Raw genomic sequence first — 26,796 nt, 5'->3', positions numbered from 1 at the left:
ATATGTTTAGAGTAATAGAGACTTTTAGTGGTATAGGAGCACAGGCTAAAGCATTAGAACGATTAGGTATTAAATATGAGATTGTAAATACCTGTGACTGGGACATTAATGCGATAATAGCGTACTGCCGAATTCATAAGGGTGTAATTGATGTTAGCGCCTGTAAAGAAAAAACAGATGAGGAGATTGAGACTTTCTTACGTAATACAACATTGAGCTTGGATGGGAAAAAGCCAATATCAGAGTATGCGTTTAATAGACTCACTCCAGAATTCAGGCGCTTGCTTTATGCTGCAATAAAACAGACTAGAAATTTTGTAAGTATTACCGATGTTCATGGCTCTGACATATATGAAGGAGCTGATTTGTTGACATATTCATTCCCGTGTCAGGACCTTTCTTTATGTGGATGCTGGCATGGAAATAAGAGTGGAATAGCAAGAGATGCTCATAATAGATCGGGAATGCTATGGGAAGTAGAGCGTATATTAAAGGAAATGCATTCAGCTAATAGACAACTTCCTAAGTTTTTGGTTATGGAAAATGTAACCAATATATTGTCCACAACACATAAAAGAGACTTTGATGATTGGAAAGATACATTAGTAAGCATGGGATATGTAAATCATATCTACAGGCTAAATGCTAAGAATTTTGGCGTTCCCCAAAAGCGAGAGAGGGCATATATGATTAGTGTACTTTGCGGGGGTGATTCAGCAAAGGAAGCACTGATAGATAAGTATTTTTCAGAGAATAATCTAGAGGAGGATTTAATAGCTCGTAGGTATAGATCTAGAAAATTCTATCTCAGAGACGTTTTGAAACTGGATTATAGAAAAAAATGCTACAGAGAAGAAGCTAATGCAAGTCAACCCAATGATACTCCTTCACGTGTGAAGATTTACCAGGAAAATGACATGCTTTATGATGGCAGAAAGATAAACGAAATTTATGTTAATACCGTGACTACAAAGCAAGACAGGAATCCCAATTCTGGATTGATAACATATGACAGTGGAAGAGAAGGGAAATCAAAGTGGAGATATCTGACACCAAGAGAATGCTTCATGCTTATGGGATTTGATGAATATGATTACGATGCGGTTATATCTGACAATCCTGAGTTTAAGAAGAATACTAGGCTTTTAACAAATGAAAAGCTTATAAAGATGGCGGGAAATAGTATCTGTGTAGATGTTTTGGAGGCAATATTTAAACAGCTTGTTGAGATGAACAGGCTTGTGTCTTCAGATTTGAATGCATATGAATTTAATGGAAGCGAGTTTCATAGGGATCACGCGTAAGATATCATTATTGTATATTTAGGAGGAAGTATGGCAAAAAAGTTGTATAGTGCTTATGTACAAGAGGGAAGTGATATTCTTTTACATGTTCTTGCAGATTTTATCGAGAAAAATATGAAAAGGGTGTATCGTTCTAACTGGTGGAATGAGATATTAGGGATGTTTTATAATGCTGCTCCTGCATTACCAACAGATGGAAGCGATGAAGAGCTCATAGACTCTTTGGATTTCGCAAGGTGTATAAAAATAATTACATGGAGATGGCGTGAGGTTTTTGAAGATTCATTTGGCGACAATTCTCGAATCTGCAGTAACTATGTACATGAGTTATTAGGTGTAAGAAATGCTAAAGCACATATTGGTCGAAAAGACATAGAACAGCAGGACGCAGAAAGAGCATTAGATACAATGCTTAGACTGTGTAAATATATAGATACAGATTCTGCAGAAAAAATAAAAGAAATATATAAGGTGGTCCGAAATGGTGGGAATGAAGCATTCATAATTGATGGACCTACTTCTATAGATGTTCCGACCAATGTTGAGGTAGAGGACTTGCCGGAAGGCTCAATAAAGAACCTGAAAGACTTGGTTGGAACTGAAGTAGTAAAAAAGACAACATTAACTAAAAAAATAACTCTAGGTGGTAAAGTTCAGGCTTATCCTATCTATAAGGTAAGGCTGGATTATTTGTATTACAATGATCAGAATGACCGTGTAGGAACTTGGATTTCAAGGTATTGCGCTGAGAATGGTATGGATTCTTTGGCTTCATTAAAACGTGAAGAATATAACAACATCGTTGAAGAATTTGTATATGAGAGTAATCCTGACGCAATTAAGAAAACCCAAAAAAATATTCTTCGATACGGACAAAGGGAACCAGGAGTAACGCTCATTGATGGGCGAATAGTCGATGGTAACAGACGTTATACATGTCTGCGGAGAATTGGCAGGGAGAGTACTGATACTCAGTATTTTGAGACTGTATTAATAGATGTGGATGCTGAGGCTGATAAGAAAAAAATCAAGTTGCTTGAGCTTGCTATTCAGCATGGAGAGGAAAAGAAAGTCGATTATGATCTGATTGATTATGCTATAGGAACATATAAAGATGTATATCAGACTCATTTGCTAACTATAGAGGAATATGCAAGCAGCACCGAAGAATCAGTTTCAGAAGTGCAGAAGAGAATAGATATAGCAAGAATAATTGTTGAATTCATGGAATATGTCAGGTTGCCAGAACGGTATTATATTGCTAGAGAATATCAAGTATATAGTGTTTTCGATGAAATGCTTCCTGTTTTAAATAAATTGAGTGAAGAAGACAAGGAGCAATTAAAGAATATTGTATTTAATAATGTTTTGCTACAGGCAAATCGAGATCAAAGGAAGTTTATACGTGATATTAAAAAACTTGTTAGTGACAATGCCTACAGGGAGTACTTTGATAATCAAAAAGACATTAACAATCTGATACATGAAAAGTTCGATGCTATAGAAGTTACAAGTAAAAATGATCTTGACGATTTTGCTAATAATAATGCAATTCTGAAAGAAAAACTAAGAAATTCTATAGAACAATCTTTGCAAAGCTCAAAAGAAAAGAAGGCATTATTAAAGCCAATTGAGAATGTAACTAAAAGTGTTTCACTAATGGCTGAAGTAGATGAAAATACATTTGGCAAAATGAACACAGAAGAGAAAGAAGAATTATTGGATGGTATTAATCGCCTTAGTAATGTGTTGGATGAGTATGGCGCAAAATTGGGAACGGATGACAGTGGCCAGGCAATAATGCTCAAACCACTAAAACTTGCAATATCTAATGCGAATAATCCGGCAATAATATGCAAAAATATTTTTGAGTGCATTTCTTCAGAAAGTATAACTGTAAAGCTCACTGCTGTAAAAGAGAGTGTTTCGCAGAGTGACAGTTGTGAAGTACAGCTGTTTTTTGTGGATTCATCATATAAGAAGGTTAGCACTGTTCAGAGTGAAACAATTTATGTAGGACAGGAGTCTGAATGTACTTTAACAGTATCGGCAGATGTAGCAGAAGAGTATGTATATTTGGTCATCCAGTTAGCTGATAATGATAAAGATGAAGCGATAAGAATTATTCCATTCGAACTTGATCGATAACGGAAAGGGGAGCATATTGGCTCCCCTTATATTTTGTATTTGTCTAGAGATCTTTCCAAAGATTTGACTTAGTGTAGTAATCCAAAGCTGTTTTTGCTGAATCAATCATTTTTTCTCTAAGGTAGAGAGGCTCTATTACTTGAATTGATGAACCATATCCTCTGAGCCATCTTTGAAATTCTGAAATTCCGATGATGTAATCTTCGTAGTAATAGAACTCGCCCTTTTTATAAAAGTGACAGATACCTTTGCGATGCTGGGTGTCGTTTTCAATTTTTTGAATAATATTTGTGGTTATATCTGTAATTACTAGTTTTACATGTTCTGGCTCGGAGGATTCGTTGAAGAAAGATCCCCACATGTATTTTTTCTTTGGATTGTCATTAATTATGGGAAAAGGCTGTCCGTCATTAATGAGTTTTATTGTTGAAGTGACTCTATCTAAACGATAATTATAATTATTTGCGAGTTCAAAATAAATCCAGTTATCAACGACATTTGTTGAGATATTTATTGGGAATCCTTCATGGCTTTCGACTCTCCCGTCTCTGTTTTTGTAGCTAAAAGAGATTTTTGAATGATTTTGAATGGCAGTTTGTATTACTTCTTGGTTCTTTCTGATGCTTTTATCAACTGTGCTTGTATTGTCTTTACGTTCATATATTCCGCCATGCTTGAATGACATTTTTGATTCGCCCAGGTTCTGAATTGCACTTAATTCCAGCGGACTTAACCCAATAAGTTGGTCTTCGGCTGGGGGTAATACTTTAAGGTCAATAGTCCATATTATATGGTCATATTTTCCGGAAAGAAGTTTTTCTGAAAAGAGTTCTTCGTCATCTAGATACTCTTCAATAACGGAGTAATCTAGGTCTGATGATTCTATATCTTCACCACTGATGCATGCAGACAGAATATTATTACTCATGGCATGAAGAATGAATCTACGCGTGTATTCTATAGGAATGTTACAGTATTTTGAAAGAGTAGGGATGGTAGCATCAAACTCTTCAGAATTAATGAGAGATATTAAATCGCTAATAATGTCAAAAGTGGTGATATTATTCATGTAAGAATTTTTCCTCTAAATGATTGTATTTTTCGAGTGTTCTGTTGTATGTGTTCATCATTTTTTCTTTCAATTCTTGTGGCTCTACAGCTAAGACAGAGTAGCCAAAACTCCTAAGAAATCTTGCAAAATCGTCGAGACCACGAATGTTGTCTTCATATACGAATTTATAGGCGCAGTCATCTGACGGGGAATTTATCGGGCGGATTGAGGCATTTTTTCGTATACTGGCAAGGCTTTTAAATCGGGGAATGACATTTCCAAATTCTTGAAGAAGTATCTTCACGTGATGAATATTAGGTTCAAAACCGGCAGCAAACATTTCGTCATATATTTTGTAATAATCAGGAGAGTGGAATATGGAATTAACTTCATCGGTGTCGGTAATATGGCCAACAAAGTCAAGCCTGTCAGCTTCTATTCTGTTTTGTGTGTGGTTCTTGCACAAAGCATAAAAAGCGCCTGTTTCTACGCTATAGAAGAGCAGACCAACTGAAATCGTATCATGACGTTCTCTGCCATTATAAGAAGAATGGATTGTTATGCGATTCTCTTTATATGGATGGCTAATAAAATCATTGAATTTATCAATCTGTTTTTGATTGATCTGGTTTAGTTTTCCAAAACGTCGTTGCTCATGATCATCACTATCCCATGAAATAATGTTTTGAATTTTCTTGTAAGCATGTTTTACAGGCAAAAGCTCAGAGGTTGTAGTTATATGCTCTTCGTATTTTTGACAAAATTCAAATAAACTGTCCGTGGAGACAGATATTATGAAAGTGGCTTTTCTGGTTAATTCATATTTTGCTTTGGGAGATCCTTTTGTTGAAACAAGGCCAAGTTTTCTGAGAACAGAAAGGTCTTTTCGCAAAGTGGTGACTGAAATACAGTTGGAAGCCACATCAATATCGGGTGCATCGAGATAAGGGTCTGTCATTTCTGAACGAAGTGACTTTATAAGATGATTGTCATCAAATACTTTTTTTGTATTTAGTTTCAAAGAATAATCAGATTCGTAGTCTTTGACTTTTAAGGATTTTAAGACGAGGTCTCTGAAAGATAGTTTCCCAAAGCGTGCTAGAAGAAAGATGATAAACCACATGCGAATATCTCTGTCATTTATCGTTGGAAGAATTATCTGATTATCCTTTGTCTCCAATTTGATCAGACCACTTCTAGCGGGGGAAATGATCGTGTAACCATCATTTTTTATGGATTTTAATACTTCGCTTAGTCTAGATTTAGAAATGCCACATTCTGAAATAAGCTGTATTCTGCTAATGTCTTCATTTGAATGGTTTTGGAGATATTCCAATACCATTTTTTTGTAATCTGTCTTTGCCATATTCACCTCAAAAAAAGAATCTATCTATATTTTAAGGCATTTAAATGAAATAACAATATATAATTCGGATTTTAGATGAATATAACAGCGTACTATCTACATATAAGGAACGACACAAAAAACAATTTATTAAGGAGGAATCACATGAAGCATATAGTTGTCGATTTAGAAATGAATAATATCAATCCAAAATCAGAGGCAAGAAGCATCTGTACTATGGAAACAATAGAAATTGGCGCTGTTATGCTTGATGAAAATTTAAAAGAAATATCTTCTTTTCGCACATATGTTAGGCCAGAGTACAATACGGGAATAGTTAAGAAGATTACAAAACTAACTGGTATAACCAATGAAATGGTTCAAAATGCTCCTGCCTTTAATGAAGCGTTTAAAATGTTTACGAGTTGGTGCTTTGGACCTGAAGACGAGGTAATTATCTATGCCTGGAGTGAATCAGATTATGATCAGATTTCAAAGGAAATGCTACTAAAGGGATATGAAATGTCAGAAAAGGAAAGCACGATTCTAGGCAATAGGTGGTCTGATTTTCAGGATGAATTTGATTCACATCTCGGCTTTGAAAGACAGGTGTCACTAAAAATGGCATTAGAAATGGCTGGAGTAGATTTTTCTGGGAGGGAACATGATGCTTTGGATGATGCTAGAAATACTGCGGAGTTACTTCATATTTTCAGAGATGAGAGCTTATTTAATAGAACTCTTCAGAAAATAAAAGAAGTTATGGAACCTTCCAAGCTAGAAACATTGGGAGAAATGATAGATTTTTCGATGTTTGCGTTAGTTTAATATAATTCGGGAACTTAATGAACATGCATGGCTATTATACATATATAAGCATAATAGCTATGCAGATAACATTCCTCAAGACGATTTAAAAGAGGTCATACGTACCTCCTTTCATTTGTGGTTTTGTTCTCTTTACATTGTATGACCTCTTTTAAGTTGTCTTTTGTTTGTTGTTGTTCATGTTTAATCAGATTTCGAATGAAATGATCCTTCCTCTGGATAGTAGAAATCTGATGCTCTATAGATAGAGCCTCTAGGCTGGTAGAGGGATATAGAAGAGATCAGCTGGCCGAACACTTTCTAAAGTTAACTCTTAATTGAGTTAGTAATAAACATTTTTATAAACCATTGTAATTTATAGGAGGATATTAGTTATGGCAGAGTTAAAGTGCCCACATTGTGGTCAGGCGTTTACCGTTGATGATGCAGAGTTAAGTTCAATAATAAGCCAGATAAGAGATAAAGAGTTCAATAAGGATCTGGAAAAGCGTATTGAGGAACTTGAAGAGAATATGGCTGAGAAACATAAGTTAGAGCTGGATGCCATGCGTAATGAGGTTATCCTTGAACTGAAAAATAGCCATGAGAAGGAAATGGAGAAGCTAAGAAAGCAGATTGATAAGCTTGAGACTGACAAGAGTAAACTTGAGGGCGATAAGCAAAAACTTCAGAGTAAGATAGAGAGTGCAGAGTCTAGGCAGGAGATTGCAGTACTTAAAGCTGTTAAGGATGCTGAAAATGAAATGCATGATCTTGAAAAAGAACTTCAGTCAGAAAAAGAGAATTCTTTGGTGCTCCTTAAGGAAAAAGATCAACAGATTGAGTTCTATAAGGATTTAAAGACGAAAATGTCAACTAAGATGGTTGGAGAAACACTTGAACAACACTGTGAGATACAGTTCAACCAGCTTCGTCCTACGGCTTTTCCAAATGCATATTTTGAAAAGGATAACGATGCTAGATCTGGCAGCAAGGGAGACTTCATTTATCGTGAAGAGGATGAAAATGGAAATGAAATCATATCTATAATGTTTGAAATGAAAAATGAGATGGATACTACATTTACAAAGCATAAGAATGAGGACTTTTTTAAAGAACTTGATAAAGACCGCCGGGAGAAAAATTGTGAATACGCAGTGTTAGTATCTCTGTTGGAGTCGGACAATGACCTTTATAATGCGGGTATAACAGATGTTTCTTATAAATATGACAAAATGTATGTAGTAAGACCGCAGTGTTTCATACCAATTATTACATTACTGCGAAATGCAGCAATGAATGCATTGACGTATAAGCAGGAATTGGCAGATATAAAAAGTCAGGACATTGACATTACAAACTTTGAGGATTCGCTCCTTCAGTTTAAGAGTGATTTTGGTAGGAATTATGATATTGCGCATGACCATTTTGACAAAGCAATTGATGAGATTGATAAGACCATTTCTCATTTGGAAAAAGTTAAGAAAGAGTTACTGGGATCTGATAATCAGCTTAGAGTTGCTACTAATAAAGTCGATGATGTAAGTGTAAAAAAACTTACTAGGAATAATCCTACAATGAGAGCTAAATTTGAAGCTTTGAGTACCGGCAAGAATACATGAAAAATGGAGGTTTTAAACTATGAGGAGAATATTATTAAGTTTACTAATGGCAGTAATGATGATTGTAACAGCTGCGGGAATGACATCAATATCTGTAGAAGCAGCTGGTAAGAATAAAACAGCTAGCAGTTATTCATCAAGTAAGAGCAAGAACAGTTCAAAGTCAAAGAGTAAGAGTACTTCTAAGTCAAAATCAACAAGCAGCAAGAATTCATCTAAGAAGAGTAGCTCTAGGTCAACAAAGAAATCCTACGATTCTTATGATGTACATAATTACCAATCAGCGCAGGAATTTGCAGATGACAAGTATGAAGAGTTCTATGATTACGAAGATGACTACGATGATGAAGACGAAGCATATGATGCAGCAGAAGATTACTGGTATGATCACCACTAAGATGTTAAAGAGCTATCGCTATAGATAGCTCTTTTCCTATGTTACAGGAAATAGTATTAATGTTATCATTGATTATAAGGGCATTACATCAGACTTAATACATGATAAGGTGAAAAGCATGGTTGGAAATTATCCAGTAATAACATTATGCGGAAGCACTCGCTTTAAAGATGAATTTATGGAAGCTCAGAAGAGGCTTACATTGGAAGGGAATATAGTGATCAGCGTTGGCCTCTTTGGTCATTCAGGAGATCAGGAAGTCTGGGAGAATATGGACGAAGGGACTCTCACCAAGACTAAGGAAATGCTTGATGATATGCACAAGCGCAAGATAGATATGGCTGATTCTATTTATGTTATCAATGTTGGTGGTTATATTGGAGAGAGCACAAAGTCAGAGATAGAATATGCTAAGGCACATGGAAAAACTATTGAGTATTTAGAGTGATAATAATAGATGGGCATGAGATATTTTCGACTGATGAGGTAAATAAAATTTACTTTCGGAGGGAAACTTATGAAACCAGTTTGCAAAGAAATATTCAGAGCCATCCACGAAGGAAAATGGCTTAAAATTGAATATCAGAATAAATCTGGTGAGATTACCCATTACTGGATCAGCATAAAGTCGATTGATGTCGGCAAAAGAATGATGCTGGTAGATGGTCTTCATTTGACTCTGTATACTATTGAAGAACTTCACATATATATTGATTCAATTAAATCGGCGGTAATTCTTGATGGTACATATTGCCCAGTTAATAAAGCACTTGTTGATGATATCGCAGAATACCCTGATAAATACAAATCTCTTTTTGATAGTGTCGCAAATCTGAAAATACTAAACTATCTTGAATTATGCAACAAGATGGATACAATTCCCTTTTTTACAGAATATGAACTTATCAAATACTTGGATAGGGACTCTTTTGATGGTAAAGAATATAAACTCAGGAAAGATCAGTTTGCAGAGATTGTAAAGAATTTTTCTGTCACAGCAGATAGGAAAAAGCGTTCTGCTCAGACAGGAAATATACGTATTAAGAATCTGGCTATTAATGTACTTAGCATTAATACAAAAAAGGGTTTATATCCTCTTGCATATAGAAAACTTGATTTTAATGTAAAAGCTGCCAGCATGGTTCCAAATGAGTCAGTTACGATTTGTACAGAGTTTATGATTGATGGGACTCAAAAGGAAAGTATCAGGAAATATTTAGATGCAGGAGACTATGAGCTTCTTGATGATTTTGAGAAAAATCAGGAACTCATAAAAAATGCTATTACGGAGTATAGCGCAGGTAAGGCGATTGTTGATGATATGCCTTATATTATCGGAATTGGTAGAGATATAATTATTGATCTACATACAGAGTATAAGGGCATAATTGAAATGTATGAGAACGATAAGGTAACATTTCCAATTAAGGCCTTTTTTGGCGATTTACTAGAAAAACCAAGGAGAATTAAAAACTATCCCATTGCGTTATTAGATAACAGAATCAATCTGGATCAGCTGCTATCAATAAATAAGGCAATGAGATATCCAACTGCTTACATTCAGGGACCTCCTGGAACAGGCAAGACGAATACGATCATAAATACTATAGTGACTGCTTTCTTTAATGAGAGAACAGTTCTTTTTGCGTCCTATAACAATCATCCAATTAATGGAGTATTTGATAAGCTTACTAACCTAAAATATAGTGATAGCCTTATTCCGTTTCCCGTATTACGTCTGGGAAATCTAGACAAAGTAAAGGAAGCGGTGCAATACATACGTGAGCTGTATTCACGCGTTGAAACAATTGATGTTTTTGACAAGATACTTGATAAACGTAAAGATGATCGTAAAGAACGTGCAAAACGGTTGACGGATCTTTTAAAGCTCTATGAAGATTATATAGAGTTAAATGAGAGAAAAGATACAATTAACAGCCTTATTGAGTATCAGGTTGGTAAAACAACTTCAGCGGCCCTTTTTCCTTTTGAATTAGATCTTCAGGGGAGGCAGATAAAAGAGATTGATGAGGAACTCTCAAAGATACCTAGGGTGACAGAAGAAGATGCGCTTAAACTCATGGATAGAAATGAGGAAGAGTTTTTAGAGTATCTTTATTATGTGTCTGCTAAATATGTAAAAAGGTTAGGCGAGGATAAATACACTGACCTTAGGAATATTATAAATAATTCGAACATTGATGATGCGGCAGTAGCGCTTAATAGGTATATTTCAGATTCAGATAATGTTAGGAAACTTCAAAGGGTTTTTCCTGTAATAATTACTACCTGTATTTCTGCTCATAGAATTGGAAAAGCTGAACCTCTTTTTGATATGACAATAATTGATGAAGCCAGCCAGTGCAATACTGCAATGACTTTGGTTCCAATTATAAGAGGCGAAAATCTGATGCTTGTAGGTGATCCGCAGCAGCTCAATCCGGTAATTTTGTTGGATGATTTCACCAATAAACGCCTAATGAAGGAATATAGCGTTCCGGAGGAGTATAACTATCGGACAAATTCGATATATAAGGTGTATCTTGCTAGTGACTCTGTCAGTGATGAGATATTACTTCATAATCATTATCGATGTGATCCGAGAATTATTGGATTTAATAACAAGAAATATTACAATTCCCTACTTAAACTTAAGTCGGAAGCAAAAGACGAAGAGCCACTTGTATATGTTGCAGTAGATAACAAAGAGCAAGCAGTAAGAAATACTTCTGCAGCTGAGACTAATAGTATTGTTGAGTATGTTAAAGTAAACAAGGATAAGAATATTGGAATCATCACCCCTTTTGTTAATCAGAAGGATATGATAAATAATGCTCTTAAGGAGCAGGGAATTGAAGATGTTACGTGTGGAACGGTTCATACTTTTCAAGGTGACGAAAAGGATGTAATTCTTTTCTCTACAGCTATTGGGGCAAGTACGCAAGCTGGAACCTATGAATGGCTGAAGTCTAATCGGGAACTGATAAATGTAGCCACTTCTAGAGCTAAAGATAAGCTTATTGTTTTGGCAGATCCTAATAATGTTGAAAGGCTTCATGCGCAGAGCGAGCAAGATGATGACCTTTATGAGCTCGTCCAATATGTTAAAAGTGAAGGTAAAACGGTAGTCACACCTAAGGAGACAAATTCAAGAGCTCTGGGAGTTAAGCCATTTAGTACAGAGACAGAAACAGCATTCTTACAGAACTTGACTCATGCATTGGAAAACATATGGCTAACGCAATCGAAGTATGCGATTCATAAAGAAGTTGCCATATCACAGGTATTTAGAGACAACATCGGATACGAGGGACTATTTTATACTGGAAGGTTTGACTTTGTAGTATATGAAAAACAAAATGATCGGGAAATACCTCTTTTGGCAATTGAACTAGATGGAAAGGAACATCTTGAAGACGAAGTTGTCCGTAGACGTGATGCACAGAAGAATAATATTTGCCGTGAACATGATCTGCAGCTTATAAGAGTCGATAATACTTATGCTCGAAGGTACAACTATATAAAAAGCATACTGATGAGTTATTTTAAGGTTAGACATTAGAAATACTAGGGATGGAGGATTCTGAGGCGTAGTAGTGATTGAGCCTTAGAGATAGGCATATGAATTCTAATGATATTTTAAAGAAGTATTTTGGATATGATTCATTTAGAAAAGGACAGGAAGATGTCATTGAATCAATTATATCTGGAAAAGATGTTCTTGCTATCATGCCGACTGGAGCAGGAAAATCTATTTGCTATCAGGTATCTGCTTTAATGCTTCCTGGCATAACTATAGTTATATCACCTCTAATATCGCTTATGCATGATCAGGTTAAAGCCCTTAATGAGGTAGGAATTCATGCGGCCTATATTAATTCTTCGCTATCAGAAGTACAGATATCAAAGGCAATTGAAAATGCTATAAATGGAATTTATAAGATAATTTATGTGGCTCCAGAGAGACTTGAAAGTATCGGATTTGTTAGATTTGCAGAATCAGCAGATATATCAATGGTAACAGTAGATGAAGCACATTGCATATCTCAATGGGGACAAGATTTTAGACCAAGTTATATGAATATTGTCTCATTTATAAATCGGCTAAGAACTCGCCCAATAGTCAGTGCGTTTACTGCTACAGCGACTAACGAGGTAAAAAGAGATATTGAGTTTACATTGAAAATGGACAATCCTGATGTTTACGTTACTGGATTTGATAGGGAAAATCTTTATTATTCAGTGGAAAACTCTAAAGGTAAGGATGACTTTGTTCTAGATTATGTGAAAAATCATGCCAAAGATAGCGGAATTATTTACTGTGCTACAAGAAAAAATGTAGATATGTTATATGAAATGCTTTGTAATAGCGGATTTTCTGTTGCAAAGTACCATGCTGGAATGGGAAATGACGAAAGGAAAAACAATCAGGATGATTTTATATATGATAGAAAGCCTGTTATTGTTGCGACTAATGCCTTTGGAATGGGTATTGATAAATCCAATGTAAGATTTGTTATTCATTACAATATGCCCCAAAGCATGGAAAACTATTATCAGGAAGCTGGAAGAGCAGGTCGAGATGGAGATGAGTCGCAGTGTATCTTACTTTTTTCGCCACAGGATATAATAATTGACAAATTTCTTTTAGATAAAAAGGATTATTCAGGTGTAGATGAAGAAGATATAGATACGCTTAAGCAACGAGACCTGAAGCGCCTAAATATCATGGAAAGGTATTGCAGGACAACCGGTTGTTTAAGGAACTATATCCTAGGATACTTTGGTGAAAAGGTTTATGAACCTTGTGATAATTGCGGAAATTGTCATAGAAAATATGATGAAATAGATATGACATCACAAGCTAAATGGGTTATTAATTGCGTGGCTGAGACAAAAGGAAGATATGGTATTTCTATTGTAGTAGGTACGCTTCTGGGGGCAAATCGAGCTAGATTAAGAGAATTGGGGACTATCAATTATAAGTCATATGGTGCGTTGAAAGGTACTGGAGAGCAAGAAATACGCCTTTTGATTAATCAGATGATGATTGATGGTTATTTATATCAAACTGACGAGCAATATGCAGTGCTTAAAATGGGAAATGTAGAGCCACTAAGAGTTGGTTCTAAAGTACTAGTAAAGACATATGAAGAGAGCTCTAGCAAAAAGATTAAGAAACCTAGAAAACGTGGAACAGATGAACTTACAAAAGCAGGGTATGAATTATTTGATGTATTAAGAGAATTACGAACAAAATATGCAAAAGAAGAAGGCATGCCGCCATATATAGTATTTGGAGATAAGACACTTATTGATATGTGCGTTAAACTTCCACGTAATGCAGAAGAAATGCTTAACGTATCTGGAGTAGGAGAAAATAAGCTGCAAAAATATGGTAGTGGTTTTCTAAAAGTTATTTCAGAATTTTTAGAGGCAAATAAGTCTCCAACATGTATTCGAATTGAATCATCAGAAAGTAACGAGGAAATTTCAAATACTTCTTCCAAAAAGAAAAAAAAGAAAAAGGAAGAGTTCTATTTGAATGTTCATGATATAGATAAATTTGAATACAAAGAGTTGTATTATATCAGCGAGATAAAAGATGAGCTGAATAGAATATGTAGTGTAGATAATGTAAAAAAAGCTACAGCTACTAGAATTTGGGATAAGTTAGTTGAACTTGGATTGACTTATGAAGATAGTGCGGATGGTATCCATGTTAAGAAACAGACTGAGCATGGCAAACAAATGGGAATTACAACAATAAATAGGATAAGCCAAGCAGGAACGGAGTATACATTACTGATGTATCCAGAATCTGTTCAAAGACTTGTAGTTGAATCCTTTGTAAACAATTCTTCTGATAATGATCAAAGCGGTTATGTTGATGAGGAAGATAAGGAAGGCACAGTCAAGGAAACAAAGAAAAATTATTCTCAATGGGTTGAGGAATATCCTGATTTTGTGGTTATAAATAAGGAGGGAGATTTTTATACTGTTCGAGGTGATAGTGCTAGAATAATTGGAAAAATAACAAATCTTAGCCTTAGTGAATCAGATAATCCTGTAACGGGAACACCTGGACTTCAGACTATGACAAGAGTTTTAATTGTAAATGAAGTAAATTATGTTGTCATAGAGAATGAAAAGGTGGTTGAGAATAAAACATTTCTTGAAAATAGGTTTTATGTGCTATTGGATAATTAAATATGTATTAACAGGTCTTTTACCTAGAAAGTTAAAGGAGTAAACTATGAACTTTATTGGAAATTTAATTTGGATGTTATGTGGTGGCTTATTAAGTGCCATTGGCTGGTGGATTGCAGGAGTATTTTGGTGTATCACAGTAGTGGGCATTCCTGTGGGGCTGCAATGCTTTAAGATGTCATCTTTATCACTTAATCCATTTGGAAAAGAGGTAGTAGATGAAGGCGGAGCAGTGTCTTTTTTACTGAATATCATATGGCTATTTGTTTCCGGACTAGAACTTGCTTTAGCTAATCTATTTATTGGATGTATTCTTTGCATTACGATTATTGGAATTCCTTTTGGAAAGCAGTTTTTCAAGATTGCCAAGCTTTCTTTATTCCCGTTTGGAGCTAGGATTGTACGAGAGAGGACTATCGCGTGTTAGGAGAGGGCAACAGCTTACCGATTCAAGGGCTTAAGATTGAGTGGGACAAGATAGACAGATTCAGTTATTTGCGGAATATAGATGCATTTAGGGATTTGGAGTATCTTTCTTTTAATAAGAACATCACGATATTTGTGGGAGAAAATGGCAGCGGCAAGTCTACTATGCTTGAAGCTATTGCTGTCAGCTATGGCTTTAATCCCGAAGGTGGAACCAAGAATTATAGCTTTTCAACCTATGATTCTCATTCAGAATTGTGCGATGCTATTAGATTATCTAGAGGTTATAATAAGCCAGGTTGGGGATATTTCCTAAGGGCTGAGAGCTTTTATAATGTTGCAACGGCCGAAGAAATGTATAGCAGAGAAGATCCTAGAGGAAGACAGGAACATTTCCATGAACGTTCTCATGGAGAAAGCTTTTTGCAACTTGTTCAGAGCAATTTTAAAGGTAATGGATTATATCTTTTGGATGAGCCAGAAGCAGCTCTTTCTCCTCAAAGACAGCTGACACTCCTTTTGGAAATCGTAAATTGTGCAAAGGAAGATTCTCAGTTTATCATGGTAACACATTCGCCTATTCTACTTGGCATACCTGGAGCTGAGATCCTGAGCTTTGATGATGGACAGATACATCCGATAGAGTACGAGGATACTGATAGTTATCAGGTCACAAAGATGTTTGTGGAAAATAAGGAACAGCTGCTGAAAAGATTATTGAGTGATGACTAAAAATTTACCAAACATAAATGGAGGAGCATTTGCTCCTCCATTTTAGCTTCCATACAAGTATCAGCCTACATACATGAGTTCATCGAATAGATCTCTGATAAGTGTGCCATTGAATTTAGCGTCATAGCCAGTTTCTGAAAGGGGAATCCTGACCACGGTGCCGTCATCCAATTTTGTATCTAGTGCTGGGATATCCTCGTAGTAATTAACCAGGGTATATGTGCTTCCTGCTGGAACAGTGATCATGTTGCCAGTTGGGTTACCATCTGAGTCTACAACTTCAAGATCCAGGGCTTTTTTGGATGTGACCTTCTCTGTGCACACATCCTTAATTGTGCAGCCAATTTCGGCAGGTGTTGGCATTCCATCTTCGCCTACCTTGTAAACTACTGAGTAGCTAAAGGTTCCGAAGCTATCATCTCTGCTGCCAAGTCTTAAATGAGATGGATCTGTATAACCATCTTTGGTTGATGCTTCATTGTCTACCCCGATATAAGCGAACCAGTTGTCTCCTACGAATTTGGCTGTACCGTCTGTTATATCATATACAGCAAGTTGGAAGTAATCATTTTCGCAGTTTAATTCAATGTAGATATACTCCTTGCCTGCATCTGTTTTGAAGCGGAAGCATTTGTTTGCTGTTTTATATAGTTCACCGTAAGATACCTCATCTGATGTTGCTTTCTGACCGTTGTTTACGAGGGTGAGGTTATCGTAGGAGATGAAATCATCACTTTCTTTTCCTTCATAGGTGAAATAGAGTGGCGTATCTCCTGGATCTGCCTCAGAGCTTATCATTGGGATGCCTGCTGGCTCTAGGATGTATGCATCTATGTCCGTTTTAGTAACTTCACTTGATGCCTCTTTTGCGCTATCATCTGTAACAGTTGTTGCTTCTTTTGTCAGATCCTTCTCAGTGAAGTATCCCTGTTTGTATTCGTAGATGTCTTCTAGATGATCGATGTATCTGAGTTCGTCATAATATCTCTTTTTGCCGCTCTCCTCATCAGTGTAATAGCCAAGGGCAGTGAATCTAAGTGTGGCGCCAGAAACGAAGGCATTCTTGTAGTCATAAAAGTCGATGAATGTATCCCAGGAATCGTCTACATATCCTATAAATTTGTAACCGTCAATAATTGCGACCTGTTCTTCGTGGGGAATAAGCCATGCAGTCATGAGTAGTAGAAGGCCAATGCGTGTTTTTAGGAAAAGAACTATTGCAGCAATTATGGCCACAATGGAGCCGATCTTTAATTTGATGTTTTTGATCTTGAAGATCTGCTGCAGTATTCCTATGATGAAAACTAATGCTGTGATACCCAGCCAACATACATTAATCCAGGCTCTGAGCTGTAGATCAAATATTCTGAGGCTCCCCTGAACCAGGAGATATAGCGCCAGTAGGATGCCGCTAATGGCTAATAGGTTTTTTAAGAATTTTTTCATGGAATTTACCTCTGGATGTGATTATACACAATAAACAGATGGTAGGATAAAATTGTTGATAATGGAATGCAAAATGAAATGCTAAATGTTATTATTTACTAAAAGGTTAATGCCATTGAAGGATGATAAAACTATGACAGAAACTAAATTTTCAGTACCATTTTGTACATGTACAGACACGGCTTGTCCATGTCATCCAACAAATCATGATAAGGGGTGTACTCCCTGTATTTCCAAGAATTTAGCACAGCGCGAGATACCAAGCTGCTTTTTCAAAAAAGCTGGAGGAGTAAAGCCAACTAATGATTGGTACTTTGAGGATTTTGCAGCTCTTATGAATAGCTTGGATGAAACTAAAGCAGAATAATTGGAGGGTATGAGGATGTTGTGCAATTTACATGTGCAATTTAAGCGTGCAATTTTGAGGGGCAATTTTGAGGTTGGGCATGCCTTTTGATTTACAATAATTTGTTTGGCATGCCAATTTTGGAGTTTTAGCTTGAACAAGGCATGCTATTAGCGAGTCTTTTGAGAAAAAGGCATGTAGAAAAAATACAGATTAATAAAAAATGGCATGCCCATTCGAGCTAAAAACATGAAAAGGAATGCCGATGTTTTTTTATGATAGATGAAATGTAGAGGTTGCGGATAGGGATGTTAGACCTTTTACAGAAGTTAGAAGTTGTTTGGATTTTGAAATCTGAAGGTAGATTCTATGTTCTTTAAAAAGAAAGCTGAAAAGAAAACCTACGACAAAGAAAACAAGAAGCCTGTGATCAAGGCGAGCATTTGCAATGGGGAGCAAGTTGCCGGATTTCAGGATATCCATACTGGTGCTTTTGAGGAGGTTATGCTCATTACAAATTCAGATGATCTCTTTAAATTCAAAGATGAGTATGGAATCAGCGGAGATGTAGAAAAGATATACTAAAGTTATGCATTTGGGGGATATGCATGAGGGGGCAGAAGCAGAGGAAAGCTGAGATTAAAAGACTAGTTCTTGCAAAGACTGATGGAGTGTGTGCTCGCTGCGGAAGAGTTATTTCTTTTGAGAAGGCTACGATCGAGCATTTTATTCCTAAGTATCATGGCGGAAGTGATGACGAGAGGAATCTTTTACCATTATGCAAGAACTGTAATAAGCAGAAGGGTTCAAGGATAGTAACTGTAGAGGATTACTATCCTTTTTTAAAGACTGAGTTTTACTCAGAGGCAAATGATTACAAATTAGAATGGGAGAGTGAGAAAAATGTGGGAAGTAGGCAGCATTTAGACGTGTAATAATTCACAAAAAAACAATTAAATATGATGATTTTTATGATTGCATGAAAGTTACAATATTTATTGGATCATTGTGTCTATGCGTTTATGCATGGATTTTGTTTTTTCTTATGGAGGTAAATATGGTAACAAGAAAGGATGCAATCAAAAAACTGTCTGCTATTGGTTCGGCAACATTATTGGTCGGAACAATGATAATGGGTACATCAATCACAGCGTATGCGGAATTTGATGATCCAAACCCTGAGTTTGGTGAAATTATTCTTATCAATGATGGTGAGGTATTAGGTGAAAACTATGGTACCGTCTACGGTAATTTTGGAACTGTTACTGAAAATCATGACGATGGGACGATTGTTACAAATCATGAAACAGGCATAGTTAAGACTAATGATGTAGATGGTTATGTATCGCAAAATTATGGAGAAGTAACCGATAATTATGGCTCAGTAAAAGTAAATGGTGGATTGGTAGTAAATAATTTTGAAACAGGTTCTGTAAAGGAGAATAGTGGCAATGTTGTCACTAATAATGGAGATATTTATAAAAACAATAAAACAACTACTGAAAATAACGGTTACATTGAAAAAAATTTAGGATTAGTTGATACAAATAACGGAGATATTAAAGAAAATAGTAGTCCGTTCAATGGATTTAATCCTGTAGTTAACACAAATAATGGCGAAATTGTTACAAATTCCGGAGAGGTTAAGGACAATAGCAATCTCATCACAACAAATAAGGGAAAAGTTGGAGAGAACAATGAAACTATCATTACCAATTTTGGAACTGTGGTATTAAATAATGGTGCTATTGAAGAGAACATTGGCATAGTTGAAGATAATCAGGGATCGATCCTACGTAACTATAGTAAGAGTGATATTGGCATTAAATCTGGCAAAGCTGCTGAACATCAGTATTGGTATGTAAGCATTGATGGTAGTTGGTATAGTCAGGGCATTGATGTTTCTTTTGTTAAGGACGGTAGTTTTGTAGAAAACAGTTACTATACTGATTGTTACCTAGAGCAGGATACAGATAAGCAGGGAACTATTAGAATTTCTCCTAGAGAGGAAGGCTATAAGATCGCATTAGGAAGTGGAACTCAATCAGTTACTACATGTCAGGTAGAGCTTGTGCAGGATGGTAATGATTATTTAGTTAAGATATCATCTATTACTGGCGTTTCCAATCTTACTCTCGCTCAGCTTAATCTTGTTGTTCAAGCAATTCAGCAGGGAGGCGGCGGAGCATCAGGTGGCGGAGCACCAAGTGGAGGAAATATTACCATTGTATTAGATGAGTCTGTTTCTTTGGCTACAGACAATGGCGGATCATCAGGTGAGAGCGCTCAAAACGCCATCACAGTTTCTCAGCCAATTGCAACTGCATATGCTGCTATAGGAACTAATGGTCCTTCAGTTCTTGGAGCAAATCGTGAGGCATCAAGAACTTTATCATTTAAAATGTCAGCGATCACAGATGCTCAGTACAAGAATGCAGTTATCGCAAACATTGGTGCCACACCAGCAGGTGGTGTTTTACGCATTCAGACTGATACTATCGCATGCTTCGACAGAGCAATGCTTGAAGCATTTGCCAAAAAAGGAAGTATCACTATGGAGGTTCTTTTCCCTGTTGGAAAAACTATGATGAAAGTGACGATTCCTGCAGGATTTGCTATTGATAATCTTCTTGATAGAAAGGGTTATTGTGGATTCCTTAATTTGTTGGGGATCATTGGAGGAGAGGAAGTTACTAGATAAGGAAAAGGTTTAAAGGATAGAAATAAAAAAGCGATCTTTGATCGCTTTTTTTATTTAATAACAATATATCGGTTTTTTATGTAAATTAAAATCAATATATTGAAAAAAGACTTTACAAAACAATAAGAATTGTGTTAATTTTATAGTGTGATGAAAATTGAATATGGAGGAAGCTTATGGATAGTAATACGATGGGTGAAAGAATACGCACAATGCTTTATGAAAAAGGCATGACGCAAAAAGACCTGGCAACAGCGGCCGGTATCACCGAGGCAGCGGTTTCACTTTATATTAAAGGAGACCGAGTACCTAGATCAACAGTATTATCAAAAATAGCGATAGCACTTAACACAACGCCAGAATACTTGATTGAGGGCATTCCTAATGACGTAAAGGGGGAATTGGGCTACGCTAGAAGGCTTATTGCAAGAAATGTTGAACAGATGACAAAGAGTGAGAAAATGGAACTTATTAACATTCTGATGGGAGCTGATGATGATCAATAGCAAAGGGCTTAGACTTAAGGATGAAATATATGAATATATTAAGGGTGAGGTTATTTTTCTTTTTGTGAAGTTAGGGATAAAAGGGATTCCGATTAATGGTTTTGAAATAGCTTATAAGATGGGGATTGTGCTAGTACCTTATTCGACAATGAGTAGGAGAAAGTACAAAAAGGTTAGAAAAGAACGTGAGGGATTCTTTGTTGAGGAAAATGGTGTTGAGTATATATACTACAACGATATTGATAGGTCTTATGAGAGAATAAATATGACCATTTTACATGAGATTGGGCATTGTGTGTTGGATCATAGAGGTATCAATCCGGAAGTTGAAGAAGCAGAAGCCAATTTTTTTGCAAAGTATGCCATTGCTCCTCCGGTATTAGTTGATAAAATTAACCCACAATGTCCAGATGATATATATAATGTGTTTGAAATTAGCTATGAAGCAGCCTGCTACGCTTGGCAATATTATAAACTATGGAAAAGATTTCATTACGCATATGGTGGTTATACTGATTACGAGCAGATATTGCTGAAGTTACAGGAGATTGCTTGAGATAATAGAGAAAGGATGGTGAATATTTCAACTAAATTACATAAGTAACTGGAATATTATTTAGACGACCAACTAAATTGTATTCCGAAACATATGTGGTGATACGAATGCCCTCCAAACAAGTATGACGGCTTCGTATTTCCATACAAAATAGTATGGGGGTAGGAGACCCCTTTAATATGAAAAGTGCAGTTTTTAGAAATAATCCACTATTTCTAAGAAACGAATTTGAGGTGGATAGTAAATGGCAGTTGCCGCTAATAAGAAAACAGAATTTTGAAATTGATGGTGTAGGACTTATAGCGATTTCTGACACAAAATATAATGACAAAGAAACTAATCGTAAAAAAGGAGTTCATTTCTTTGTAGATGATTACAAATTTGAAAATGTTTACCGTAATCCAGAGAGAGCACTAGTGCGTTTATCACAATATGCATTCATTTGTACACCAGACTTTTCAACATACACGAACATGCATTATTGGAGGCAATTGGAGAGCATCGCTCACAGTAGGTGGTGCGGAGCGTTTTGGCAAGACCAAGGTCAAAATGTACTTCCAACTATTAGTTGGGGGCTTAAAGATTCTTATGAATTTTGTTTTAGTGCTGTTGAGAAAGGCTCCATGGTTGTAATTGGAATGATCGGATGTAAGCATTCGAAGGAATAATTTCTTAACGGATATAATGAGATGCTTAACAGGATTGAGCCCGCTAAAATACTTTGCTTTGGCACACCATATGACGAGATGGAGGGAGATATAGTAATTGTAGACTACATTGAGTCAAGAAAGGTGGTGAGATAATGGGAGGTAGAGGAGCTAGTTCTGGAATAAGCGTAAAAGGAAAGATATATGGAAGTGAATATAAGTCTCTTTTGACTTATGGAAATATTAAATTTGTTGTTCCAATTGATGGTAATACTACAGCACCGATGGAAACAATGAGTCAAAATAGAGTTTATGTAACATTGGATGGCGATGGTAACCCAAAGTTTATCACTTATTATGATAAGGAGAACAAGCGCAGAAAACAGGTGGACTTAGATGTTCCACATAAGGGAATGTCACCACATACGCATCATGGGTATTTTCATAATGAAAATGATTTAAAGAAAGGTGCGGCGAATTCTACTACACAAGAAAAGGCGTTGATTAACTTGGTAAATTCAGTTTGGAAGGAGAAGAAAAATAATGCGTGGACCAAATGGAAAAATCGTAAATAAGCTTTCTTGGGATGAATATATCAAGTGGCAAAGGTGGGATGAATGGCCAGATCGATCAGATGATCCGCCATTAACTGTAGAAACGTCTTTTTGGTATGGCAATGAAGAGTTTATGATTACTTTTCTAAATGAGAGATATGTTATAGTCAAGCAACCTGAGTTTTCTACAGTAGTTGAATGCAATAACTTCATAAAGCTTTTGGAAATGCCATTTATCGAAGGAAAGTCTTTTAAAGAATTGTTACCGGAGTTTCTTTTTGAAGTATAAAAAAGCCCCTTAAGTGCGACCAAACACTTAAGGGGAAATATTATTTGAGGATAAGAATACCCTCCAAACAAGTTACCTCATTATACATCTTAATGTATATACAGGTCAATCTCATTCAACATTTATTAGATATGAGGAAATGTAAAAATGTGTTACACCTAAGGGTTATGACTTATTAGATAATATAATATTGATTTACACTTAAAATTGACCCGGGTTTAATACTTAAAACTGACCCACCCCAGATGGTGGATCGCGAGTATAAAACCATTTCGATTATACACTGTACCTTGAAAATTTAATACTTAGAATTGACCCACCTCTTTGAGGTTATATAGAATTCTTTCCGTATGTAAAAACATATGGAAGGAGGAAAAGAGGTGAAAGAATTGGAAGACTGGGTGGCTGTGCACAAAGTGTACAAACAGACTGGTTCCAAAAGAGCTACGGCTTCTATTCTTGGGATAGCCAGAAATACGGTCAGAAGTCTATTAGAAAAGACTGAACCTCCTGTCTACAACCGGACAGAGTACAGCTCCAAGATTGATCCGTTCAAGGAACAGATCATTGCCTGGAGGTGTGACCCATTTAACTTCAATGGCACCAGGATATTCAGTGAATTACAGAAGCGTGGCTACAAAGGCAGTATAGGACCTGTCTATTACTTTTTAAGAAGAGTGGATGAAGATGTTGGAAACAGTATCAGTAGTAAGGCAACGACAAGGCACGAAAGCCCTCCGGGTGACCAGGCTCAGTTTGACTGGAGTGAGTATCAGGTGCTTATTGCAGACAGGTACATGACAGTATACTGCTTTTCCATGATACTGGCTGCATCAAGAAAGAAGGCGATATGTTTTTCTTTACGGGAAGATGCTGATGCTATATATGAAGCTGTTCAGGAACTGTTTGATGATCTGGGAGGCGTAACACTGGAGCTTCTTATTGATAATCCCAAGGCGTTTGTTATCAAGAATAATCCAAAGTCAGAGGAAGAAATAAAATATAATCCTCATGCGCTGGCCATGGCTCTGCATCTTGGTGTTGAGCTCAACGCATGTCCATGCTACTGGCCACGTAAAAAAGGGAAAATCGAGAGACCATTCAACTATATCGAAGAACAGTTCATAAAAGGGAATGCCTTTGCAAGCATGGAGGATCTGAATTCCCGAGGGAAAGCTTTTATAAATGAGTGGTGCGACAAGAAGCATTCCACCACCAAAAGAATTCCAAACCAGCATTACCTGTTGGAAGAAAAAGCTCTGTTACAGCCGCTTCCCAAGGAACACTACTATGCAACCAGCAAGCTTAAGCGGAAAGTCAGTCCTGATAGTTATCTCAGTATCGGTGGCAATAAATATAGTGTTCACGTCAGATATGTTGGAAAAACACTATACTACAGGCTGAATTATGGCTTCAGGATCATGTTGTATGACTCACAGGGACATTTCATAGAACATCAGGAAATATCTTATGAAAAACATGAGATCCGTACCAATCCTGACCACTATGAGCCCATTGCAAAGAAGGTATCAACTTCTGTTCCGCAGATAAGGCGTGACTTCACTAAGCGCTTTAGTAATGGTGCACGTTATCTTGAAGCAGCAGGTCGTAAGTTTGACCAGCCTACATTCCATGCCAGAAGGATAATGGAACTCCAGGATCTTTACGATGATGATACTCTGGACAGGTTTATAGGGCTGGCCGTCGATGAAGGAAAGATGGATATCAAGCTGTTCAAAGAGATGCTTCGTGAGTATAACTCAGGAGAGCGAAAACTTCCGGAGGCTAACGAAACTGAAGCTACCGCCCTGATAATCGGTACAACGGCCACTAGTGAGCTTACGAGAAGCTGCAGCTACTATGAGAACTATGCAAAGGAGGTTCTGAATGCTTAACGACACAGAACACAAAAGCGCATACATAGAAGCAAAGATGAAGCAGTTCAAGCTCGTAGATATGCGCGCCCAATATAAAGACATCATTGAAGAAGCAACACAGGAATCACTGGGATATATGGATTTTCTCCTCAGGCTATTGGAACTTGAAGACAGTGGAAAAGCCAGCCGTAGAACAGAAAAGCTTCTTGTGAAAGCCGGTTTTGATAATGCATCTTCTCTTGAGGACATTGATTACAGCTTTAATCCGTCGCTGGATAAGGATAAGATCGATGAACTCGGAAAGCTTACTTTCCTGGATAACCGTGAAAATATCATAATCATTGGGCCACCTGGAGTTGGTAAGAGTATGATTGCTACGGGAATAGGTCGTAACGCCTGCAGAAGAGGCAGGAAAGTCCTTTTTGTTAATGCAAAGGAACTTGTCGACAGGCTTTATGATGAGATGCTTGCCGGGAATCTCCAGCAGATGCTTGATAAGCTGAATCGTATTGAGCTTCTGATAATAGACGAACTTTCATACATAAAAATGGACAAAGAAAGAGAGAGCATGTTTTTCCAGATCATCCGTCAACGATACGAAAAAAGCTCCCTCATTATCACCACTAATCTCCCAATGGGTAGATGGGATGAAGTATTTACCGGACAGCTTGCGGCAACTGCAATACTTGACCGCCTGCTGCATCACTGCCATGTGCTTAGTATAACGGGAGACAGTTACCGTGTCAAAGGGTCAAAAATAAGTGTTAAAAAACAGAAAGGTACAGAAAAATGAACATAACAAGCGATAGACAGCGATTCCTGCAGGATGAGCTGAATAGATATGAAAAATCCACACCAATGAATGAGGCAGAAAGGAAGGTTCTTCATGAATGGGTTGCTGCTGGCAACAGTGTGCACGAGAACTCATGCAATGCTGAAGACGGCCATGGAAACTACATTGATTTTCTTGACATTTACAGGGAGGAACAGGATATCCGTGATACCCTTAGCACTATGGATGATGAAGAAAAAGAAGAATATCTTGCCGAACTGAGAGGTGAAGACACTATTAAAAGCCTGAGAAAGCAGCTTCATGAGTTGTCGTATAAGTCAGATGTATATGAGAAAGTACTTCGGAGACACAAGCTCATTGAAGAGGCTGAAGCCCTTATGGAAGAAGGACGAGCTCTATCCAGAGCATTCGATGAATGGGCTGAAGCAGAAATGGGCAAGCTGTCGGAAGGAGAACTATCATGGTTAAAATAAGAGATAAAAATCTCCCTGAACTTGCAGGAATATACAACAATGGCGGAAAGGATGCTCTTTACCAAACGCTCCGAGAGTCATTTGGAATAAAGTATCCTTGGTCAACGCTGTCAAGAATGAAGAGCATGGATTCCCTGGGATACGACGAAACAACTGACAGATTCAGAGCTGAGCAATGCAAACAGGCAGATGAGAACTTATTTATGTCGATGGATGAACTATGCTCCCCAGTTAAACCACAACATATATGCGAGGACAAAATAGAAAGAAATGCTCCCAAGGCTGAGGCTATGGAGAAGCTCGTGAAGGAACTTATCGGTGACAGACTACTAGAACTTAGCAGGTATGTTGTCATGGATACCTTGAGCAAGACAATGATCATAGATAAAACAGCACTTACCGGTGCTGGATACACACTGGTAACTCATTAAAAGGTGGGTCAATTCACAGTGTAAAAATCGAGATTTATAAATAAAACTGACCCGCCCTCAAAATCGCACTGGCGGATCTAGGGGTGGGTCAGATTTAAGTGTAAAAGTGGGTCAATTTTACTTGACATTCAACAT

General features: G+C 36.9%; 26 protein-coding genes. 23 read left to right on the top strand and 3 right to left on the bottom strand.

Annotated elements, in window-relative coordinates; genetic code table 11:
- Nucleotides 1–2: 2 nt before the first annotated feature.
- The gene (gene dcm / locus BUA02_RS14135; RefSeq protein ID WP_072705397.1) at nt 3–1,304 is read left to right on the top strand and encodes a DNA (cytosine-5-)-methyltransferase; all 1,302 of its coding nucleotides are present in this window, start codon (nt 3–5) and stop codon (nt 1,302–1,304) included.
- A 30-nt stretch (nt 1,305–1,334) separates the two neighbouring features.
- The gene (locus BUA02_RS14130; protein ID WP_072705395.1) at nt 1,335–3,452 is read left to right on the top strand and encodes a Swt1 family HEPN domain-containing protein; all 2,118 of its coding nucleotides are present in this window, start codon (nt 1,335–1,337) and stop codon (nt 3,450–3,452) included.
- A gap of 43 nt (nt 3,453–3,495) precedes the next feature.
- Here BUA02_RS14130 and BUA02_RS14125 read toward each other — a convergent pair whose 3' ends face one another.
- The gene (locus tag BUA02_RS14125; RefSeq protein WP_072705393.1) at nt 3,496–4,521 is read right to left on the bottom strand and encodes a WYL domain-containing protein; all 1,026 of its coding nucleotides are present in this window, start codon (nt 4,519–4,521) and stop codon (nt 3,496–3,498) included.
- Entirely contained in the window at nt 4,514–5,869 is a 1,356-nt protein-coding gene (locus tag BUA02_RS14120) for a WYL domain-containing protein (RefSeq protein WP_072705391.1), read from the bottom strand. Before BUA02_RS14120 ends, BUA02_RS14125 begins: the two co-directional genes overlap by 8 nt.
- Before the next feature lie 144 nt (nt 5,870–6,013).
- Here BUA02_RS14120 and BUA02_RS14115 point away from each other — a divergent pair, with 144 nt between their 5' ends.
- The 8 genes from BUA02_RS14115 (at nt 6,014) to BUA02_RS14080 (ending at nt 16,042) form a co-directional block, all read left to right on the top strand.
- A complete protein-coding gene (locus BUA02_RS14115) occupies nt 6,014–6,676 on the top strand; it encodes a 3'-5' exonuclease (RefSeq protein WP_072705389.1) in 663 nt (220 codons plus the stop codon).
- 374 nt (nt 6,677–7,050) lie between these two features.
- Nucleotides 7,051–8,277: a DUF2130 domain-containing protein gene (locus BUA02_RS14110; protein WP_072705387.1), complete on the top strand. Its 1,227-nt coding sequence runs from the start codon at nt 7,051–7,053 to the stop codon at nt 8,275–8,277.
- Between the two features lie 19 nt (nt 8,278–8,296).
- Complete coding sequence (locus tag BUA02_RS14105) at nt 8,297–8,674, top strand: hypothetical protein (RefSeq protein ID WP_143147438.1); 378 nt, start codon at nt 8,297–8,299, stop codon at nt 8,672–8,674.
- A 118-nt stretch (nt 8,675–8,792) separates the two neighbouring features.
- Nucleotides 8,793–9,122, top strand: coding sequence for a hypothetical protein (locus tag BUA02_RS14100; RefSeq protein WP_072705383.1), 330 nt, complete (start codon nt 8,793–8,795; stop codon nt 9,120–9,122).
- Nucleotides 9,123–9,191: 69 nt separating this feature from the next.
- Nucleotides 9,192–12,236, top strand: coding sequence for an AAA domain-containing protein (locus tag BUA02_RS14095; RefSeq protein WP_072705381.1), 3,045 nt, complete (start codon nt 9,192–9,194; stop codon nt 12,234–12,236).
- A 59-nt stretch (nt 12,237–12,295) separates the two neighbouring features.
- Nucleotides 12,296–14,884 (top strand): DNA helicase RecQ, encoded by a 2,589-nt coding sequence (gene recQ / locus BUA02_RS14090; RefSeq protein WP_083572782.1) that lies wholly within the window; start codon nt 12,296–12,298, stop codon nt 14,882–14,884.
- Between the two features lie 46 nt (nt 14,885–14,930).
- A complete protein-coding gene (locus BUA02_RS14085) occupies nt 14,931–15,311 on the top strand; it encodes a YccF domain-containing protein (RefSeq protein ID WP_072705379.1) in 381 nt (126 codons plus the stop codon).
- Nucleotides 15,305–16,042: an AAA family ATPase gene (locus BUA02_RS14080; RefSeq protein ID WP_083572781.1), complete on the top strand. Its 738-nt coding sequence runs from the start codon at nt 15,305–15,307 to the stop codon at nt 16,040–16,042. The genes BUA02_RS14085 and BUA02_RS14080 overlap by 7 nt, the downstream gene beginning before the upstream one ends.
- Nucleotides 16,043–16,102: 60 nt before the next feature.
- Here BUA02_RS14080 and BUA02_RS14075 read toward each other — a convergent pair whose 3' ends face one another.
- Entirely contained in the window at nt 16,103–17,488 is a 1,386-nt protein-coding gene (locus tag BUA02_RS14075) for a hypothetical protein (RefSeq protein WP_072705377.1), read from the bottom strand.
- 133 nt (nt 17,489–17,621) lie between these two features.
- On the opposite strand from BUA02_RS14075, the gene BUA02_RS14070 reads away from it, so the two are divergent.
- The 13 genes from BUA02_RS14070 to BUA02_RS14010 all read left to right on the top strand — a co-directional run bounded on the left by BUA02_RS14070 (nt 17,622) and on the right by BUA02_RS14010 (nt 26,661).
- Nucleotides 17,622–17,855, top strand: a complete 234-nt coding sequence (locus tag BUA02_RS14070; protein ID WP_072705375.1) for a DUF6485 family protein — start codon at nt 17,622–17,624, stop codon at nt 17,853–17,855.
- Between the two features lie 348 nt (nt 17,856–18,203).
- The gene (locus tag BUA02_RS14065; protein ID WP_072705373.1) at nt 18,204–18,419 is read left to right on the top strand and encodes an aspartate dehydrogenase; all 216 of its coding nucleotides are present in this window, start codon (nt 18,204–18,206) and stop codon (nt 18,417–18,419) included.
- Between the two features lie 23 nt (nt 18,420–18,442).
- Nucleotides 18,443–18,769: an HNH endonuclease gene (locus tag BUA02_RS14060; protein WP_072705371.1), complete on the top strand. Its 327-nt coding sequence runs from the start codon at nt 18,443–18,445 to the stop codon at nt 18,767–18,769.
- Between the two features lie 122 nt (nt 18,770–18,891).
- Nucleotides 18,892–20,535 carry a hypothetical protein gene (locus BUA02_RS14055; protein WP_072705369.1) on the top strand — a complete coding sequence of 548 codons (1,644 nt, stop codon included), beginning with the start codon at nt 18,892–18,894 and terminating at the stop codon, nt 20,533–20,535.
- Nucleotides 20,536–20,711: 176 nt separating this feature from the next.
- Nucleotides 20,712–21,041, top strand: coding sequence for a helix-turn-helix domain-containing protein (locus BUA02_RS14050; protein WP_072705367.1), 330 nt, complete (start codon nt 20,712–20,714; stop codon nt 21,039–21,041).
- Nucleotides 21,031–21,597: an ImmA/IrrE family metallo-endopeptidase gene (locus BUA02_RS14045; RefSeq protein WP_072705365.1), complete on the top strand. Its 567-nt coding sequence runs from the start codon at nt 21,031–21,033 to the stop codon at nt 21,595–21,597. The genes BUA02_RS14050 and BUA02_RS14045 overlap by 11 nt, the downstream gene beginning before the upstream one ends.
- Before the next feature lie 179 nt (nt 21,598–21,776).
- On the top strand, nt 21,777–22,265 hold the full coding sequence (locus BUA02_RS14040; protein ID WP_178297677.1) for a DUF4417 domain-containing protein: 489 nt from the start codon (nt 21,777–21,779) through the stop codon (nt 22,263–22,265).
- Between the two features lie 134 nt (nt 22,266–22,399).
- Nucleotides 22,400–22,819, top strand: coding sequence for a hypothetical protein (locus BUA02_RS14035; RefSeq protein ID WP_072705363.1), 420 nt, complete (start codon nt 22,400–22,402; stop codon nt 22,817–22,819).
- Nucleotides 22,788–23,087, top strand: coding sequence for a hypothetical protein (locus BUA02_RS14030; protein WP_072705361.1), 300 nt, complete (start codon nt 22,788–22,790; stop codon nt 23,085–23,087). The genes BUA02_RS14035 and BUA02_RS14030 overlap by 32 nt, the downstream gene beginning before the upstream one ends.
- Nucleotides 23,088–23,467: 380 nt before the next feature.
- Entirely contained in the window at nt 23,468–24,982 is a 1,515-nt protein-coding gene (gene istA, locus BUA02_RS14025; protein WP_178297661.1) for an IS21 family transposase, read from the top strand.
- A complete protein-coding gene (gene istB / locus BUA02_RS14020) occupies nt 24,975–25,757 on the top strand; it encodes an IS21-like element helper ATPase IstB (protein WP_072703992.1) in 783 nt (260 codons plus the stop codon). Before istA ends, istB begins: the two co-directional genes overlap by 8 nt.
- Nucleotides 25,754–26,230 (top strand): hypothetical protein, encoded by a 477-nt coding sequence (locus BUA02_RS14015; protein WP_072703989.1) that lies wholly within the window; start codon nt 25,754–25,756, stop codon nt 26,228–26,230. The genes istB and BUA02_RS14015 overlap by 4 nt, the downstream gene beginning before the upstream one ends.
- Nucleotides 26,218–26,661, top strand: coding sequence for a hypothetical protein (locus tag BUA02_RS14010; protein ID WP_072703987.1), 444 nt, complete (start codon nt 26,218–26,220; stop codon nt 26,659–26,661). Before BUA02_RS14015 ends, BUA02_RS14010 begins: the two co-directional genes overlap by 13 nt.
- Nucleotides 26,662–26,796 lie beyond the last annotated feature (135 nt).

The organism is Butyrivibrio hungatei DSM 14810 (assembly GCF_900143205.1).
Taxonomy (GTDB): domain Bacteria; phylum Bacillota; class Clostridia; order Lachnospirales; family Lachnospiraceae; genus Butyrivibrio; species Butyrivibrio hungatei.
The sequence above is the reverse complement of the archived record's forward strand: the minus strand, read 5'-3'. Positions and strand labels throughout refer to the sequence as shown.